Below are 13,691 nucleotides of genomic sequence, written 5' to 3'. Positions count from 1 at the left end.
CTCAGGATCGAGAGCACGCGACTGAGCGCCGGCCGATCACGGCAATGCCGAGATGGATGACGTCGATGTCATAAGAAATTCCGGCACGAAGTCGCGCACCCGGGAAAAATTCGACGGGCGGCGTTCAGCAAGCCGGACAGATAGCGCTGCGCACGCGACCGTAGTCGACGTGTCGGCGGCAAACGAGCCGCAGAGAAGCAGCGTGCATGGGGTGCAGTCTTCCACGAGAACCGGTCCTTACGCCACGTTCGCGTGAGGGTTCTCTCAAAGCGATTTCATCGGCATGTAACAGAAATACGACTCACTCGATAGGAGTTGTCGCCGAGAATCGCCCGTCGAACCGGGGCCGACCGGGCACAGTCCCACAGTGCGGTCGGTTCACCGCTTCGCCAGTGGGACCACCATCACCGCTTCGGTCCCACCCTCCGCACGGGCGCGCAGCTCGATCGTGCCCCGCAGCTCCCCCGTGGCGAGCGTCCGGACGATCTGGAGCCCGAGCCGCTCGCTGGCGTCCAGGTCGAAGTCGTCGGGCAGGCCCACCCCGTTGTCGGCGACGGTCACGTGCAGTTGCTTGCGGAAGCGGTGGACCGAGACGACAACCTCGGGCGACTTGACCGGTGCCGGCTCGAACGCGTGCTCGACGGCATTCTGCAACAGTTCGTTGAGCACCATGACGAGCGGGGTGGCGATCTCGGCCGGGAGCACCCCGAAGTCGCCCTCGCGGCGCAGCGCGACCTTGAACCCGGCGGCGCCGACCTCGACCGCGGCGGCGGCGACCCGGTCCACGATGCCGTCGAACTCCACGGCCTCGTCGGAGGACTCGGACGTCGACGACATGGACAGGGTCTCGTGGACCAGCGCGATGGAGGCCACACGTCGTACCGACTCCTCCAACGCGTGCCGGGCAGCCGGCACACCCACCCGGCGGGCCTGCAGGCGGAGCAGCGCGGCGACGGTCTGGAGGTTGTTCTTGACCCGGTGGTGGATCTCGCGGATCGTCGCGTCCTTGGTCATCAGCTGCCGGTCCCGGCGCCGCACCTCGGTGATGTCCCGGACCAGCACGAGCGCCCCGATCGGCACGCCCGCCGGTATGAGCGGCAGCGCACGCATGAGCACCGTGGCGCCGCGGGCCTCCAGCTCCTTGCGGGCCGGCGCCTCACCGCGCAGCGCGGCGTGCACGCGTTCGGTCGCGTCGGCGCCCTCCAGCGGGTCGTCGACGAGCCGGCCGGTGAGCTCGGCGAGACTCTCCCCGACAAGGTGGGCGGCGAGGCCGAGCCGCCGGTACGCCGACTGCGCGTTCGGGCTGGCGTAGGTCACCTTGCCGGTCGCGTCGAGGCGGACCAGCCCGTCGCCGATCCGGGGCGCGCTCGTGGTCTCGCCCGGGTGGCGCGGTGGTGGCCAGCTGCCGTCGGCGATCATCTGGGCCAGGTCGTCGGCGGTGGTCAGGTAGTTGAGCTCCAGCTGGGCCGGGGTCCGCGCGGTGCTGAGGTTGGTGTCACGCCCGACCACGGCGATGACCTTCGCCTGGCCGCGCCGGCGCACGGGGACCGCCTCATGGCGGGCGGGCATGTCGCCGTACCAGACCGGATCCCCCTCCCGCCAGATCCGCCCCTGCGCCCGCACGATCGCGAGGTGGGCGACCTCGGGGCCGCCGGCGATCCGCCCGACCTGGTCGTCCTGGTAGGCGGTCGGCGCGGTCGTCGGGCGGACCTGCGCGACACACAGGAACTCCCCACGGTCACCCACCGGCACCCACATGAGCAGGTCGGCGAAGGACAGGTCGGACACGATCTGCCAGTCGCCGGCGAGGCGGTGCAGGTGCTCGATGTCCTCGGGCTCGAGGGCGGTGTGCTCCTCGACGAGGTCACGCAGGGTCGACACGCAGACAAGACTAAGGTTGGCCCGTGCGGCGCCTTGTACTTGCCCTGGTGTTGACGCTCTCGCTCGGCGGTTGCGGCTGGGCCGGACGCCACGACGAGAAGAGCAAACCCGACGGGTTCCTGCTGCACGGATACGTGAGCGTGGCCGGCGCGGCGGCCGGCACCGGCGGCACGCCGTGCCTGGCACCGCCGTCGGCGTCGGACATCGCGGCCGGCGCGCCGGTCCGGGCGGCCGACGCCGACGGCAAGGTCATCGCCGTCACGTCGCTCGGCGGCGGCGTGCTGGCCGCGACGCCGGACGGCTTCCACTGCAACTTCGGCTTCGAGCTGAGCAACCTGTCCGGCAGCCGGCCGACCTATCGGATCCAGGTGGCCGACCGGCCGCCGCAGTCGTTCGAGACCAAGCCGCTCCGCGAGGGCAAAGAGGCCGTCGTGCCGGTCGACGGGCCCGCGGGCCCTACAGCGTCGCCGTCACCTTCTTGAGGCCCCGCGGCGCGTCCGGGTTCTCGCCCCGGTGCAGCGCGAGGGCCAGCGCCAGCCGCTGCAGCGGGAGGATGTCGAGCAGCGGCGCGTACCGCTCGTCGACGTCCGGGGTGGCGATCCGGGCTTCGGCGCCGTCGACGTCGGACGGGCCGACGACCACCACGTCGGCGCGGCGCTCGCCGAGGCGGGCGACGACGTCCCGCATGGAGGTGCCGGCCGGGCCGGAGCCGACGACGGCGAGCACCGGCACGTCGGGCTGGGCCATGGCGAGGGGGCCGTGCAGGAGGTCGGCGCCGGAGAAGGCGAGACCGGCCACGTACGAGGTCTCCATGAGCTTGAGCGCGGTTTCGCGCGCCGTCGGGTAGGCGTAACCGCGGCCGGTGGTGACCAGGCGGTCGGCGAAGCGGTAGCGCGCGGCGAGGTCGACCGCCGCGTCGTCGGCCAGGACCCGCTCCGCGTGGCCGGGCAGCCTGCGCAGCTCGGCGAGCTCGTCAGCGGGCAGTGTGCCGCCGCCCTTCACGCTCTCGACCAGCATCAGCAGGGCGAGCAGCTCGGCGGTGTAGGTCTTCGTGGCGGCGACGGCGATCTCGTGGCCGGCGGCCACGTCGACGTGCAGCTCGGCGACCTCGGCCAGGGCCGACGACGGGTTGTTGGTGACGGCGAGCGTGTGCGCGCCCTGCTCCTTGGCGACCCGCAGCACCTCGTGCAGGTCGGGCGAGCCGCCGCTCTGGCTGACCCCGACGACGAGCGTGTCGCGCAGGTCGGGCCGGGCGCCGTAGACGGTCATCGCGGACGGGGACGCGAGCCCGGCCGGGATGCCGAGGCGGATCTCGGTGAGGTAGGCCGCGTAGAGGGCGGCGTGGTCGGAGGTGCCGCGGGCGGTGAAGACGACGCTGCGCGGCCGCCACTCGGCGATCCGCGCGGCGGCCGCGGCGATCTGGTCGGCCTGCTCGTCGAGCAGGCGGGCGAACACCTCCGGTTGCTCGGCGATGTCGGCCTTCATCCCGGCACCGGGCTGCTCGGTCACGGCGTGCTCCTTCAGTAGGCGTGGTGCGCGATCCTGCTCATAGTGTTGCAGTTTCGCGCACCACACGCCAGTTTCCGGCACAATTTCGCGCAGACCTTGCGCGAAACTAGCCTTCCCGCGCAACCAGGGTGCTCTCAGCGGGCTTCTCGTCGCTCCCGCTCCCGCGCAGGGCCACCTCGCGGATGAACAGGGCCAGCACCGGGACCAGTACCGTCGCCGCGATCGACCACAGGAACACGCTGGACGTCGCTCCGGCGATCGAGTCGACCACCGCCGTGCGGACCTGCGCCGGCAGTTGCCCCAGCGTCTCCGGCCCGATGGTGGCGCCGCCACCGCCGCTCGCGAGCTCGTCCGCGGCCCGCGTGCCGAGCCGCTCCCCCAGCAGGTCGTGCAGCCGGTGGTTGAAGATCGCACCGAAGACGGCGACGCCGAACGCGCCGCCGATCGAGCGGGCGAAGGTCGCCGTGCTGCTGGCCACCCCGAGGTCCTTGAGCTCGACGCTGTTCTGCGCGATGAGCATCGAGGTCTGCATGAGGAAGCCCATGCCCAGGCCGAGCACCGCCATGTAGATGCCGGACTCGACCTTCGAGGTGTCGGCGTCCAGCTGCGCCAGCAGCACCATCGCCAGGACCATCACCGCACCGCCGATGATCGGGAACACGCGGTACCGCCCGGTCTTGGTGATCATGCGGCCGACCGTCAGCGAGGTCACCAGCAACCCGCCCATCATCGGCAGCAGGAGCAGGCCGGAGTTGGTCGCCGAGGCACCCTGGACGATCTGCTGGTAGAGCGGCAGGAAGGTGATCGCACCGAAGAGCGAGAAGCCGACCAGGAAGCCGACGACCGAGATCAGCGCGAAGTTGCGGTTGCGGAAGATGCCCAGCGGCACGATCGGCTCCGGGTGGCGCCGCTCGACGACCAGAAACGCCGTGAGCGTGACGACGGCCAGTGCCACGAGGCCGAGGACCTGCACGGAGCCCCACGCGTACTGGTTGCCGCCCCAGGTCGTCACGAGGACCAGCGCGGTCACCCCGACGGACAGCAGTGACGCGCCGACCCAGTCGATGCGGTGCTCGGTCCGCCGCTTCGGGAGGTGCAGCCGCAGCGCGAGCAGCACCAGCGCGGCGCCGCCGAGCGGCAGGTTGACGAAGAAGGCCCAGCGCCAGTTCGCGTGGTCGGTGATGAAGCCGCCGACGAGCGGGCCGCCGACCATCGCGACCGCCATGACGGCGGCGAACTGGCCCTGGTACTTGCCCCGCTCCCGCGGCGGCACCAGGTCGCCGAGGACGGCCATCGCGCCGACCATCAGGCCTCCGGCGCCGAGCCCCTGGAAGGCGCGGAACCCGATCAGCTCCGGCATGTTCTGCGCGGCCCCGCACAGCGCCGAGCCGGCGAGGAACAGCCCGATCGAGATCAGGAAGACCGCCTTGCGGCCGTAGAGGTCGCCGAGCTTGCCCCAGATCGGGGTCGAAACGGTCATACCGAGGACGTAGGCGGTCACCACCCAGGAGAGGTGGTCGACGCCGCCCAGGTCACCGACGATGCGCGGCATCGCGGTGCCGACGATGACGTTGTCGAGCATCGCCAGCAGCATTGCCATGAGCAGGCCGGGCAGGACCGCCCGGACGGTTTTCTCCGACATTCTCGCCTCTGCTTACTTGTCGGCCGGCTAGTTAACTTACTAGCCGGACGGTAAGCTGGTTCCTAGCCGGTCGTCAAGTAGGATGTGGGGCGATGGACGAACACCAGGCCGCTGCCGCACGTGTGGTGCGGGGCCGCAATCGGATCCGCGTCGGAGACCTCGGCGAAGGGACCGACGTGCGGGCCCACATCCAGGACGTGGCACTGGACCTGTTCATCGAGGAGGGCTACGACAAGACGTCGCTGCGGGAGATCGCCGAGAAGCTCGGCGTGACCAAGGCGGCCCTCTATTACCACTTCCCGACGAAGGAAGACATCGTCCGCAGCCTGATCGACCAGCGCATGGCGGCGATCGAGCAGCTACTGGAGTGGGCGCAGACGCAGCCGCGGGACGAGCGGATGCGCCTGGAGTTCGTGCGGCGGTATGCGACGGTGCACGACCTGATGCCCAACGAGAGGGTCATCAGGTTCTTCGAGCGCAACCAGACACTGATCAACACGATGCCCGCCGGCAAGCAGATGCGCGCTCAGATGGAACGGGTCTTCGACCTGCTCATCGACCCGGCCGAGCCGGTCGCACAGCAGCTGCGCCGGGCGATGGCGATCTTCTCGATCCACGCCAGCTGGTTCATCCTGCGCGAGCGCGGCGCCACGCCGGAGCAGCGGCGGGAGGCCGCCCTGGAGGTCGCGCTCGACCTGATGAGCGGCGCCGCACAGGTCGCCGCCGAGCTGATCGAGCCCGGCCTGATCGCGGCGCTACTGCGCGAGCACCTGGAGCGGGAGACGCATTCCGAGGAGGTCGACGCCGGGCGCGGGTGACCAGTCCAGACTCGGGTCACGCGCGAAGCCGAACTGGTCGTAGAGCGCGAACGCGGCCGCGTTGCCCTCGCGCACGCAGATGGTCAGCGACGTGCACCCCAGGGCCTGCGCACGGTCGACACACGCCCGCACGAGCCGCCGGGCCACCCCGCGCCGCTGGGCCGCGGGATCGACGGCGAGCATGCGAAACTCCGCCTCGTCGTCGCCGGACACCTCCGCATACTTCGTGCCGGGCAGCACAAACGTCACCGCGCCGAGAACGGCCGCCCCGTCCACCGCGACCAGGACCTCGGCGGCCTCGGCACGCGACACCACGTCGGCGAGCACGGCACCGTAGCCGTGGTCCTCGTCGAGCTGGCCGTCCGCGCGATAGGCGGCGACCGTCAGCCGCGAGACCGCGGCGAAGTCGTCCGGCTCGATCAGCCGGACGACGACATCGTGTGACGTCACCCGATCACGGCGATCAGGTCGCCCTCCTGGACCACGTCGCCCTCGTTGACGGCGATCTGGCTGATCGTGCCGTCGGACTCGGCGATGACGGGAATCTCCATCTTCATCGATTCGAGAATCACCAGGGTGTCACCCTCGCTGACCTCGGCACCGACCTCAGTGGTGATCTTCCAGACGTTTGCCACCATCTCGGCGCGAATCTCGTCGGCCATCCCGGTCTCCTTCGTGGCTGCTCCTTGCGTTCCGCAGCATATCGGTGGGAAACCCGGTCGCGCGGTACCACCGGACGAACGCATCATTGCCGCGATGGAATCGACGATCACGGTGACCCCGGCGGCCCTGCCCGACGTGCTCCTGCACCTGGCGGTCGTCCGACCCGTGTTCGTCTGGGGCCAGCCCGGCATCGGCAAGAGCTCGCTCGTGCGGCAGTTCGCCGCCGCGCTCGGGCTGGAGTGCGTCACGCTGATCGGCACGCAGCTCGCCCCCGAGGATCTCATCGGCGTGCCCGAGCTGCGTAACGGGCGCAGCCGGTTCGCACCGCCGGAGTCGATCGCCCGCGACGAGCCGTACTGTCTGTTCCTCGACGAGCTCAACGCCGCCTCGCCGGAGGTGCAGAAGGCGTTCTACTCGCTGATCCTCGATCGGCGGATCGGCGCGTACGAGCTGCCGGCCGGCTCGATCGTGATCGGTGCGGGCAACCGCGCCAGCGACAACGCCCTCGCACGGCCGATGGCGTCCGCTCTGCTCAACCGCCTCATCCACGTCCACCTGCGGGCCAACGCCGACGACTGGCTGCGGTGGGCGGCCGGCGCCGGCGTGCACCCCTGGATCGTCGACTACCTCACGCAGCGCCCCGACCACCTGTGGGCCAAGCCGCCGAAGACCGAGGAGCCGTTCTCGACGCCCCGGTCGTGGCACATGCTGAGCGACGCGCTGCACTCGTTCGGCGACGATCTGGCGGCGGAGGTACTGGCTGTGCTTGCCTCCGGCACCCTCTCCCCCTCGCACGCATCGGCCTTCAGCGCCTACGTCAAGACGCTCCGGCACCGCTACGGCCTGGAGGCGATCGTGCGCGGCGACGCGTCGTGGCCGCGCGCCGCGACCGACCGTGACCTGCTGTACTTCTTCGCCGAGGCGTTCCGCGCCCGGCTGATCCGGGACCTGCCGGCAAGCCGCGAGCAGGCGTCGCCCACGGTGCGCCGGTTCGCCGTGCGCGCGAAGTCACTGCTCGTCGAGCTGGCGGAGATCTCGCTGGAGTGTGCGCAGCTCGTCATCGCGACCGACGACGACGGCGTGCCGGTCCTGCCCGCGTGGTTCCTGGTCGAGGTGACCCGCGACCTTCCCCGGCTCGTCGCCGCCCGGATATGAAGCCGGCCGCGAAGCGCCTCGACCCGCGGCGCGAGACGGTCCTGCAGGCCTGGCGGGCCGTGACGCAGAGCCCGATGTTCAGCGGCCTGAGCGACGACCCGACGCACAGCGGGCTGCCGACGCTGCGCCTGGACTGGGTGGAGGACCCGGACCTGATCCGCGCCCGCGGCTACGCCCGCGTCCGGGCCGACGGGCTGGTCGTCGCCAACAAGCAGGCCCCGCTGGCGCTGGACGAGTGGCGCTGGGTCTTCGCCCACTGCGCACTCCACCTCGGTTTCGGCCACCTCGAGCCCGGATCTCCGCTGCCCGACGCCCACCTGGCGCTCGCGCGGTGCGTCGCCGTGGCGCGGTTCCAGAACGAGCTGCGGCTCGGGCACTCCCCCATGCTGCTGCCGGAGCTGCCGAAGGCGCCCGAGGAGCCGCTCGCCGAGCGGTGGCGGGTCTCCGGCATCCCCGCCGACCTGGCCGGCTGCTCCGCCGGGGGTTCGGCCGGCGACGTCGACCCGGCGCCGGTCCCGCCGGACCGGTGCGTCCGGCCGGCGACCGCGCCGACGCCGATGAGCTGGCCGGACCGGCTCGCCATCGGGCTGGGCGCCGCGGCCGCCTCCGCCGTCGCCGACGCCGGGCGGCTCCGGGAGCCCGCCGAACGGAGCGTCGACGCGCGGTGGGAGCGGGCCAGGCAGTGGTTCGTGTCGTCCTACCCGTTGCTGGGTGGGCTCGCCGCCGGGTTCACGCTCGTCAGTTCGTACGACATCATCCGACGCCTCTCGATCGGCATCGCGGCCGTCGATCCCGCGCTCGCGGAGATCTACGTGAACCCCTTCGCGCAGCTGACGGCCGAGGAACGGCGGTTCGTCATCGCCCACGAGATGCTGCACGCCGCGCTGCGGCACGCCGATCGGGTCGGGCCGCGTGACCCGTACCTGTGGAACGTCGCGACCGACTACGTCATCAACGGGTGGCTGGTCGAGATGCGCGTCGGGGACCTGCCCGAGGGCGTGCTCTTCGACCCGCTGTTCCAGGGTGCCGGGGCCGAGGAGGTGTACGACCTGATCGCCCGCGACCTGCGCCGGCTGCGCCGGCTGGGGACGTTGCGCGGCCGGGGCCTCGGCGACGTGCTGAGCGACGCCGCCGTGCCGCACCGGGGCACCGACCTCGACGATTTCTACCGGCGGGCGCTCGCCACCGGGCTCGCGTTCCACGAGTCGCATGAGCGCGGATCCCTGCCGGCCGGGCTGGTCGAGGAGATCCGCGCGCTGGACCAGCCGCCGCTGCCGTGGGACGCACAGCTGGCGAGGTGGTTCGAGGAGCATGTCCGCGTGCCGGAGCGGCGCCGGACGTACGCCCGCGCCTCCCGCCGGCAGTCCGCCACCCCGCGCATCCCCCGGCCCGGATGGCACTGGCCGGAGGAGGAGGTGGCGCGGTCAACGTTCGGCGTGGTGCTGGACACGTCCGGCTCGATGGACCGCACCCTGCTGGGCAAGGCGCTGGGCGCGATCGCGTCATACGCCACCGCTCGGGACGTCCCGGCCGCGCGGGTCGTGTTCTGCGACGCCGCGGCCTACGACGCGGGCTACCTGCCGGTGGCCGACATCGCCGGCCGGGTGCGGGTCAAGGGCCGGGGTGGCACACAACTGCAGCCGGGGGTGCGGCTGCTGGAACGCGCCGAGGACTTCCCGCCGGACGCGCCGATCCTGGTGATCACCGACGGCGAGTGCGACCCGGTCCGGGTCCGCCGCACGCATGCGTTCCTGATGCCGGCGTCGGCGCAGCTGCCGTTTCCGACCCGGGCCCCGGTCTTCCGGTTGCAATAAGACGCCGCCGGCGCCTCAGGCGCCGGCGGCGTCCAACTGCCTGTCCGGGCGTCTTCCCCGGCGCCCGGACAGGCAGGTCCCGAGCCCGGCGGCCGGGCCCCGCCCCGGGGCCAGCCTGTCGTGCCGGGCCGAATTCTCGTGTCCGGAGTCTAGTCCGGACGCAGCTCGCGAGTCTCGGCGTTGAGGACGAGCTCGCTGAGCTTCGTCCTGAGCCGCTGCTTGAGCTCGGCGGGGGCGAGATCCGAGCCGCAGCACCGGGCCACGAGCGCCCTGACCTCCTGCTCGATGCCGAACTCACGCAGGCACGGCGAGCATTCGTCGAGGTGCTCGCGGATCGTCAGCCGACGGTCGTCGGAGCACTCCAGGTCGAGATACAGGTATACCTCGGCCAGGACGTCACTGCAGTCGGTCTCGTGCGGGTCTCCACAGCTCATCGGTTTCAGACCTCGCTCGGCTCAGCAGACGGCGTGCGGGTGAATCCCCGATCGGCAGCATAGGCCTCAAGCGATCGGCGCAGGTTGCGCCGCCCCCGGTGGAGTCGCGACATCACGGTGCCGATGGGCGTGTTCATGATGTCGGCGATTTCCTTGTAGGAGAAGCCCTCGACGTCGGCCAGGTAGACGGCCAGGCGGAACTCCTCCGGAAGCGACTGCAGCGCCTCCTTGACGTCGGAGTCGGGCAGCCGGTCGAGGGCCTCCGTCTCGGCGGAACGCAGACCGCTGGACGTGTGGCTCTCAGCCTCGGCGAGCTGCCAGTCGGTGATCTCCTCGGTCGGCGCCTGCACGGGCTGCCGCTGCCGGCGACGGTAGGAGTTGATATAGGTGTTTGTGAGGATGCGGTACAGCCAGGCCTTGAGGTTGGTGCCCGTCTCGAACTGATGGAACGCCGCGAACGCTTTGAGGAACGTCTCCTGGACAAGGTCCTCTGCGTCCGACGGGTTTCGCGTCATGCGCAGAGCAGCCGCATAAAGCTGATCGATGAACGGCAACGCGTCGCGCTCGAACCGCACACGCTGCTGCTCCGTGCTCTCGCTGCTCACCACTCGTGCGACTCCCACCCTCGACCGTCCCGCCGAGGATACGCCGAGTTGCTGAGCGAGTTCTGAGTTTGTGGCGCCCGTCAACTGCTCACGCGTGATGGGCTGCCAGTTCGGATCGGGCTCCGCGTCCGTCGCTGCAGGCCACGCCGGGCTGAACAGCAACTCGCGGACTCGCCGGTCCTCACGCTCGAGTGTTGCCACGCTGTTGTCTTCCCTCCACCAGCGACGCCTCGGCAGCGTCGCACCCCCCGTGCAACAACGGGGGCCCAGCGATCATTCCGGATGGCGGGGTCCGGGGTTGGTGACCCCCGCCTGCCCCGGTGGCCGACCTAGAGGTTGGGACCGGTCCGGCCACCGGGAACAGGAAGGGCCTGGGAGGTTGCGGATCTGAGCGATCTGCGGTGTGGAGAGTGTCCGATTTGCACCGGTCACACCTGACCCAACGACCCCGTCTACACCGGGTGACGCCAGCGGCAACACAATTCACACGTCAGGTGGTCACAAACGGTACGGCGAGCGCCGCCACCGCTCCCGGCGTCTTCGACAGGGCGTGGGTCTCCCCCGGCAGCACCTCCACGAGCACGGTCGGCCCCGGCTCGGGCACACCGAACGGGTCCGCACCACCGTTGATGACCAGGGTCGGCAGCCCGGTGTTCAGTTCGTCGGCCCGCGACCGCTCCGGCCTGCCGGGCGGGTGCAGCGGAAACGCGAGCGCGAGGATGCGCGCCGCCCCTCCGGCCACGGCGGTACGGCAGGCGACGCGGGCCCCGCTGGACCGCCCACCGACGATCAGGTTCTTCACCGGCACCCGCCCCCGCATTTCGGCGATCACGGTGAGCCAGGCGGCGTCAAGCTGGTTGGCGGGCGCCGGCGCGCGCCGGCCGGCGACCCGGTACGGCTGGGTGACCATCGCCACCGCCGCCCCGGCACCGAGCACCGCGTCCCGCACCGCCACCAGATCCACGGCGTCGACGCCTCCCCCGGCCCCGTGGCCGAGGACGAGCAGCGTGCCGGAGTACGCGCCGGGGACGTCGAGCGAGTACCGGGCCGGTCCGTACGGGGTCTCGACCTCCTGACCGGCCAGCGACAGCCCGCGGACGGCCTTGATCGCCGCGGCGGTGACCCGAACGGGCGACAGGCCGACCGCTGTGCCGGCGGACGGGGCGTTGACCGCCGCACCGCCGACCGTGGCCCTGGCGGCCGTTGCCTTACCGGGCGTGACCTTGCCCGCCGTGGCCTTGGCAGCCACCTTGCCGGGCGTGACCTTGCCGGGCGTGACCTTGGCAGCCACCTTGCCCGCCGTGGCCTTACCCGCCGTGGTGCGGGCGGTCTTGGAACCTGCCGCAACCGTGCCGGCCGCAGCCTTAGCAGCCGCCTTGCCCGGCGCCACCTTGCCGGCCGCCGCCTTGGTTACTGCAGCCTTGGCAGCCACTTTGCTCGCGGTGGTGCGGGTGGTCTTGGAACCGGCCGCAACCGTGCTGACCGCAGCCTTAGCGGCCGCCTTGGCGACCGCAGCCTTAGCGGCCGTGGTCTTAGCGGCCGTGGCCTTGGTGGGTGTCGCCTTCGCAGCCGCGGCCTTGCGGGCGGCGGTCGTTGTGGACCGCGGCCCGCCAGGCGCAGGCTTGCCCGGCTGACCGGCGTCCGGCAGGGGCTTGCCGGACGAAGGCGTGGCCGCAGGAGCCGACGTCGATGGCGGCTTGCGATCATGCCGACCGGCCGGAGCCGGGTGGATCGGCGGGTGGCTCAGGTGGTGCCGGCGCCCACCGGGTCCGGCTGGTCGACCGCCCGACGAGGCCGTGGAATCGGCAACAGCGGCAGGCAGGCCACCGCGCCGAGTCGCTTGTCCGGACCGGTCGCCGGGCCGGAGATCACCGCCGCCGGCACTTCGCTGCGCCATGCGACGAGCATCGCACGCCGCTCGCGCGGTGTTGTGGCTCCCCAGACACCGTGGCAGTCACCGACCTCGAGCGCCCAGGCAAGACACGCTCCCTGGACGTCGCAGGTGCGGCAGAGCGCGACGGCCGCGTCGGCCGGCTCGCTCGGAGCCGGAAAAAACGTCTCCGGATCCACTGTCTGACATGCGCCGCGAGTGCGCCAGGCACCGTCGCCCTGTTGTTCGTTGAAGGCTCGCAGCAGTCGTGGGTCTCGTCGAGCCGCAGCAACCTCGTGCGGGCGTGGCATCCGCGCCCTGGTCATACACCCACCTCCCCCGTGGGTCAAACGAATGCAAAGCGGGTGAATGTCGGGATGCCCCCATCCGACATAGACCCACCGGCGCTGTGTTGTATCGCACAATCGACTGCAATTACAAGAGTTTCACGCCGATCAGCAAAAGCTGCCGGACTTGCATTCGGACTTTCAGCCTAAAAAAGGGTCAGATCGATCGGCTTGACATCACTCGGCCGGAGCGGCGGGGCGGCCACCCGGTCGAGCAATCCAGGTCCGTCGTTGCGCACGTCGCCCACCCGGGCCCCTACGGGACGTAGCTCCAACCTTGCGACGTGCGACGACGGGGTCGGCTCGAGCAACGCGGCGTCGGCGGGTCCGGACAGCCACGACTCCCAGCGCTCCCGCGGCAGCAGCAGCGGCATGCGCTCGTGGACCAGTGCCAGATCGTCGACGGCCGGAGCCGTGACGATGCTGCACGTGAGCAACCGACCCTCGTCCTGCCCCCACACCGTCCAGATCCCGGCGAACACACACGGCTCGTCCGCCCCGAGTGTCATGAAATAGGCCTGTTTGGCCTTGCCCTCACCGCGGACCCACTCGAACCAGCCGTCGGCCGGGACCAGGCAGCGCCGCCGGGTGAAGGACTGCGCGAACGCGTTGGACGTCGCGACCGTCTCGGCCCGGGCGTTGATCATGCGGGCGCCGACCTTCGGGTCCTTCGCCCACGCCGGCACCAGCCCCCAGCGCACCTCACTGAGGACCCGGCCGCCGGCCGAGGCCGACACGCGCACGACGGGGACCTGGTCGGTCGGGGCCACGTTGTAGTCCGGCTCCAGCCCGTCGGTCTCGTCGGCCGCCTCGAACAGAGCGCTCAGGTCGACGTTGCTGCGGCTGGTCGCGTACCTCCCACACATACCGCCACCGTACCGACCACCACCGACAAAAATGCGGAGACAATCACATCTTTCGCTACAGTCCGAAACGGCCTGCACACTGAACGC

Annotated in this window: 14 protein-coding genes; 4 read left to right on the top strand and 10 right to left on the bottom strand. The window is 71.1% G+C overall.

The window, feature by feature from the left end; translation table 11 throughout:
• Window positions 1-378: 378 nt before the first annotated feature.
• The gene (locus Dfulv_RS05895; protein WP_259861595.1) at window positions 379-1,881 is read right to left on the bottom strand and encodes a sensor histidine kinase; all 1,503 of its coding nucleotides are present in this window, start codon (window positions 1,879-1,881) and stop codon (window positions 379-381) included.
• Window positions 1,882-1,904: 23 nt separating this feature from the next.
• Here Dfulv_RS05895 and Dfulv_RS05890 point away from each other — a divergent pair, with 23 nt between their 5' ends.
• A complete protein-coding gene (locus Dfulv_RS05890) occupies window positions 1,905-2,363 on the top strand; it encodes a hypothetical protein (RefSeq protein WP_259861594.1) in 459 nt (152 codons plus the stop codon).
• Here Dfulv_RS05890 and Dfulv_RS05885 read toward each other — a convergent pair.
• Together Dfulv_RS05885 and Dfulv_RS05880 are read right to left on the bottom strand one after the other, a co-directional pair.
• Window positions 2,338-3,366 carry an SIS domain-containing protein gene (locus Dfulv_RS05885; protein WP_259867464.1) on the bottom strand — a complete coding sequence of 343 codons (1,029 nt, stop codon included), beginning with the start codon at window positions 3,364-3,366 and terminating at the stop codon, window positions 2,338-2,340. The two genes, Dfulv_RS05890 and Dfulv_RS05885, sit on opposite strands and share 26 nt — an antisense overlap.
• Window positions 3,367-3,496: 130 nt before the next feature.
• Window positions 3,497-5,032, bottom strand: coding sequence for an MDR family MFS transporter (locus Dfulv_RS05880; protein ID WP_259861593.1), 1,536 nt, complete (start codon window positions 5,030-5,032; stop codon window positions 3,497-3,499).
• A 92-nt stretch (window positions 5,033-5,124) separates the two neighbouring features.
• Between Dfulv_RS05880 and Dfulv_RS05875 the strand changes: the two genes are divergently transcribed.
• Complete coding sequence (locus Dfulv_RS05875; protein WP_259861592.1) at window positions 5,125-5,850, top strand: TetR/AcrR family transcriptional regulator; 726 nt, start codon at window positions 5,125-5,127, stop codon at window positions 5,848-5,850.
• On the opposite strand, the gene Dfulv_RS05870 is transcribed toward Dfulv_RS05875, so the two are convergent.
• Both Dfulv_RS05870 and Dfulv_RS05865 read right to left on the bottom strand, forming a co-directional pair.
• A complete protein-coding gene (locus Dfulv_RS05870) occupies window positions 5,788-6,300 on the bottom strand; it encodes a GNAT family N-acetyltransferase (RefSeq protein ID WP_259861591.1) in 513 nt (170 codons plus the stop codon). The two genes, Dfulv_RS05875 and Dfulv_RS05870, sit on opposite strands and share 63 nt — an antisense overlap.
• Window positions 6,297-6,512 carry a biotin/lipoyl-binding carrier protein gene (locus Dfulv_RS05865; RefSeq protein WP_259861590.1) on the bottom strand — a complete coding sequence of 72 codons (216 nt, stop codon included), beginning with the start codon at window positions 6,510-6,512 and terminating at the stop codon, window positions 6,297-6,299. Before Dfulv_RS05865 ends, Dfulv_RS05870 begins: the two co-directional genes overlap by 4 nt.
• A 112-nt stretch (window positions 6,513-6,624) precedes the next feature.
• Here Dfulv_RS05865 and Dfulv_RS05860 point away from each other — a divergent pair, with 112 nt between their 5' ends.
• Together Dfulv_RS05860 and Dfulv_RS05855 are read left to right on the top strand one after the other, a co-directional pair.
• Window positions 6,625-7,668, top strand: coding sequence for a MoxR family ATPase (locus tag Dfulv_RS05860; protein WP_319805829.1), 1,044 nt, complete (start codon window positions 6,625-6,627; stop codon window positions 7,666-7,668).
• On the top strand, window positions 7,665-9,482 hold the full coding sequence (locus Dfulv_RS05855; RefSeq protein WP_259861588.1) for a vWA domain-containing protein: 1,818 nt from the start codon (window positions 7,665-7,667) through the stop codon (window positions 9,480-9,482). Before Dfulv_RS05860 ends, Dfulv_RS05855 begins: the two co-directional genes overlap by 4 nt.
• A gap of 149 nt (window positions 9,483-9,631) precedes the next feature.
• Here Dfulv_RS05855 and rsrA read toward each other — a convergent pair whose 3' ends face one another.
• The 5 genes from rsrA to Dfulv_RS05825 all read right to left on the bottom strand — a co-directional run bounded on the left by rsrA (window position 9,632) and on the right by Dfulv_RS05825 (window position 13,604).
• Window positions 9,632-9,916 (bottom strand): mycothiol system anti-sigma-R factor, encoded by a 285-nt coding sequence (rsrA, locus tag Dfulv_RS05850; RefSeq protein ID WP_259861587.1) that lies wholly within the window; start codon window positions 9,914-9,916, stop codon window positions 9,632-9,634.
• A 5-nt stretch (window positions 9,917-9,921) separates the two neighbouring features.
• Entirely contained in the window at window positions 9,922-10,722 is an 801-nt protein-coding gene (locus Dfulv_RS05845) for a sigma-70 family RNA polymerase sigma factor (RefSeq protein ID WP_319805764.1), read from the bottom strand.
• Window positions 10,723-11,011: 289 nt separating this feature from the next.
• Window positions 11,012-11,605: an alpha/beta hydrolase family protein gene (locus tag Dfulv_RS05840; RefSeq protein WP_259867461.1), complete on the bottom strand. Its 594-nt coding sequence runs from the start codon at window positions 11,603-11,605 to the stop codon at window positions 11,012-11,014.
• A gap of 659 nt (window positions 11,606-12,264) precedes the next feature.
• Entirely contained in the window at window positions 12,265-12,717 is a 453-nt protein-coding gene (locus tag Dfulv_RS05830) for a WhiB family transcriptional regulator (protein WP_406567938.1), read from the bottom strand.
• A gap of 167 nt (window positions 12,718-12,884) precedes the next feature.
• On the bottom strand, window positions 12,885-13,604 hold the full coding sequence (locus Dfulv_RS05825) for an SOS response-associated peptidase (protein ID WP_259861586.1): 720 nt from the start codon (window positions 13,602-13,604) through the stop codon (window positions 12,885-12,887).
• Window positions 13,605-13,691: the final 87 nt, after the last annotated feature.

This window comes from Dactylosporangium fulvum, from assembly GCF_025137375.1.
GTDB classification, from domain to species: Bacteria; Actinomycetota; Actinomycetes; order Mycobacteriales; family Micromonosporaceae; genus Dactylosporangium; species Dactylosporangium fulvum.
Note: the sequence above shows the minus strand (reverse complement) of the source record. Positions and strands in the feature narration are given on the sequence as shown.